Source organism: Ramlibacter sp., from assembly GCF_035706265.1.
Lineage (GTDB): Bacteria > Pseudomonadota > Gammaproteobacteria > Burkholderiales > Burkholderiaceae_C > Ramlibacter.
On the sequence record NZ_DASSVG010000044.1, the window covers coordinates 1 to 2,273 of the forward strand.

General features: G+C 70.2%; 2 protein-coding genes. One reads left to right on the top strand and one right to left on the bottom strand.

Translation table 11 applies throughout. The annotated features are described in order from the left end of the window. Positions 1-61: 61 nt before the first annotated feature. Complete coding sequence (locus VFM98_RS01480) at positions 62-1,153, bottom strand: efflux RND transporter periplasmic adaptor subunit (RefSeq protein WP_325108114.1); 1,092 nt, start codon at positions 1,151-1,153, stop codon at positions 62-64. Between the two features lie 131 nt (positions 1,154-1,284). Here VFM98_RS01480 and VFM98_RS01485 point away from each other — a divergent pair, with 131 nt between their 5' ends. Continuing rightward, positions 1,285-1,923 (top strand): TetR/AcrR family transcriptional regulator, encoded by a 639-nt coding sequence (locus tag VFM98_RS01485; protein ID WP_325108116.1) that lies wholly within the window; start codon positions 1,285-1,287, stop codon positions 1,921-1,923. Positions 1,924-2,273 lie beyond the last annotated feature (350 nt).

Genomic DNA, 2,273 nt, shown 5'->3' on the forward strand with positions numbered 1-2,273 from the left:
CGTACAGCACCAGCGTGCGGTTGCGCAGCGCCCATTCGGACAGGTTGAAGCGCATGGCGGCTTACTTCGCCGGCGCCGCGAGGGCGGCTTCGGGCACCAGGCCAGGCACGGGCCTGTTGTCGCGATCCACCGGCGCCACCGTTTGCCCTTCGCGCAGCAGCTGGCCGCCGGCGGCGACCACCCAGGCGTTCGCATCCACGCCGCCCAGTACCGGCACCACGCCTTCGGCATAGGCGCCGATCCGCACCGGCGTGAGGTGCACGCGCCGCGACTTCGGATCCACCACCCACAAGGCCGCGGACTTGCCGTCGGCGCCGCGCTGCACCGCGGTCAAGGGCACGCCCAACGCGGCCCGTTCGCCGCCGCTTCCCGACGGCATGCCCTGCATGTACACGCGTGCGCTCTGGCCGAGGTCGACGGCCTTGGCGGCGTCGCCGTCCAGCGCCACGCGCGCGGCATAGGTGCGCGCCTGCGGGTCGGCGGCGGGGGAAATCTCGCGGATGCGGCCCGGCAGGCGCTGGCCCGGCGCGCTCCACAATTCGACCAGCACCGGCTGGCCCACGCCGACCTCGCGGATGCGCGATTCCGGCAGGGCGATCGCGACTTCGCGCCCGGCATCGCCGGCCAGCGTGTATACGGTCTGGCCCGCGGCCACGGTCTGCCCGGCCTCGGCCAGGCGCGCCGCGATCACGCCGTCGCGCGGCGCGAGCAGGCGCGTGTAGGCGGACTGGTTGCGCATCAGTTCGTACTGCGCGCGCGCGGCGCGGTACGCCGCCTGTTGCGCGTCGAAGGCCGACTGGCTGACCAGCTTCTGCGCCACCAGCTTGCGATAGCGTTCGAGGTCGCCACCGAGGCGCGCCATCTCCGCCTGCGCCGCGGCGATCTGCAGGCCGGCATCGCCCGGATCGAGCTCGGCCAGCAACTGACCGCGGCGGACGCGGTCGCCGGCATCGACCAGGCGCTTGACCAGGCTGCCGCCGACGCGGAACGAGAGCGCGCTTTCCTCGCGGGCGCGGATTTCGCCGGCGTAGGCGCTGGCAGTCGATTGCGCGCCGGCGTCCGGGTGCGACACCAGCACCGGGCGTGCGGTTTCGACCGATGCCTCGGGCTTGCCGCAGGCCGCCAGCAACCCCGCCATCAGTACCGCTGCCATCGGCAGTGCTGTCGAAATCGGCCCCGCGCCGATGTCTCCACGTCCCATTGCGAGCCCCGTTGGCGATCCGCCAATTTAATGTACCTGCGAGTGTAGTATAGATATCGAACCAATTGGTATAGTATTGGCGCATGTCTCCCGCGACCGCCCACGCCAAGCCCAACGCGCCAGGCCGGCCCAAGGATCTCGGCAAGCGCGCCGCGATCCTCGAGGCGGCCAAGCGCCTGTTCGTGGAGCAGGGCTACGACGGCGTGAGCATGGACGAGATCGCCGCCGAGGCCGGCGTTTCCAAGCTCACCGTGTACAGCCACTTCGGCGACAAGGAAGCGCTGTTCATGGCGGCCATCGCCGCCAAGTGCGAGGAGCAGTTGCCCGCGCGCCTGTACGAGGAACGGCCCGGCCTGCCGCTGCGCGAGCAGTTGCTCGCCATCGGCCGTTCGTTCTTCGGCCTGATCATGTGCGAGGAAGCCATCGCCATCCATCGCGTGGTCACCGCGCAGCGCACTTCGCCCAAGCTCGGGCGGCTGTTCTGGGATGCCGGCCCCTGCCGCACCCAGGCCGCGATGGAGCAACTGCTGCGGGAGGCGATCGCGACCGGCACGCTCGACATCCCCGACGTGCACGCCGCCTGCGCGCAATTGCATTCGATGCTCAAGGGTGAACCCCACATCAAGCGCCTGTGCGGGTTTCCGTCGCCCACGCCGGACGAGGCGGAAGCGCACCTGCAGGTGACCGTCGACATGTTCCTGCGCGCCTACGCCAGGCGCTGAAACGACGTGACTGCGTGCATCGCGCCTCCCCGTCCGGTGACTTCTGGCCTGCTGACTTCTGGCCCGCTGACTTCTGGCCTGCTGACTTCCGGCACTCTGTCTTGGTGTGCTGGCACAGCCACACTCCCTGCCACCGCAACCACGGCTCCGCCTTAGAATTCCCTCCCCTCCCGAGCCACGCGGCCCCAGCCCCATGACCCCCAGCCTCGATTACGCCAAAGCACGCGAAACCATGGTCGAACAGCAGGTCCGGCCCTGGGACGTGCTCGACACCCGCGTGCTCGAGGTGCTCGCTTCGGTGCCGCGCGAAGCCTTCTTCGCCGAAACCCACCGCGCGCTGGCCTACACCG

Coding starts and splice junctions, on each gene's coding strand:
- VFM98_RS01485 (WP_325108116.1), top strand. CDS start 1,285: ATGTCTCCCGCGACCGCCCACGCCAAGCCCAACGCGCCAGGCCGGCCC.
- VFM98_RS01480 (WP_325108114.1), bottom strand. CDS start 1,153: ATGGCAGCGGTACTGATGGCGGGGTTGCTGGCGGCCTGCGGCAAGCCC.